Source organism: Micromonospora sp. DT4 (assembly GCF_049841675.1).
GTDB lineage: Bacteria > Actinomycetota > Actinomycetes > Mycobacteriales > Micromonosporaceae > Micromonospora.
In genome coordinates, this window is the sequence record NZ_JBNCKT010000339.1 from 1 (window position 1) to 670 (window position 670).

The 670-nt window shown below is 64.6% G+C and carries 1 protein-coding gene; it reads left to right on the forward strand.

Annotated elements, in window-relative coordinates; all coding sequences use genetic code 11:
* Positions 1–11 precede the first annotated feature (11 nt).
* Positions 12–670, forward strand: a 659-nt coding sequence (locus ACLQ24_RS30000) for a hypothetical protein (protein ID WP_425895098.1), incomplete at its 3' end; no start/stop codon positions are given.

The following is a 670-nucleotide window of genomic DNA, read 5'->3' on the forward strand; positions in this document are numbered from 1 at the left end:
TGCAGGACAAGTTGTGGGGTCAGGCGCGTGAAGGCGGCCCGCTGTGGGTGTATGCCCCCGACCTCAAGGATCCGTTCGCGAAGGAACTGCTGGGCGTGCGGACCGACCGCTACTTCTTGGAGGTCCTCGACCGTCACCAGCAGCAACTATCGTTGGTCGGAGCGATCCACGCCACCATCGTGCTGTCGGGCTCGCTTCGCGTGCTGTTGAACTTCGAGGCAGATGGCACCTTTCGTTCTGCCGAGTACAAGGCGTTGGGCACGCGTGGATCGGACGAACTGCAGGTCTTCCCTGCCGCGATCACGGCGAAGATCGGCAAGGACGCGGCAGGATTCCGACGTCCTGGTGGTGACGACTATTCCTTCTCCATCGACACGTCCGCGGAGTTGACCGTCCGCCTCATCGACGGCACCGCACCGCCCGTGGTTCATACCGCTCGGTACAACGCTGACGTCCTCCTGCCCCGACGCCCACACCTACGCCGTGAGCAGCTGCGGCGCTTTCCGAACCGGTTTTTCGACACGGAGGTCTACATCGAGGCCGGTCGAGCCTGGGAGGGCACCGCCTACCTGCCCGAACTCCTCGCACCGACCAGCGTGGGCACGGTACTTGCCGCCCGTTCCGCGAACGTCGGACTATGCACCGTTGAGGGCCGGATCACCGCGACTGC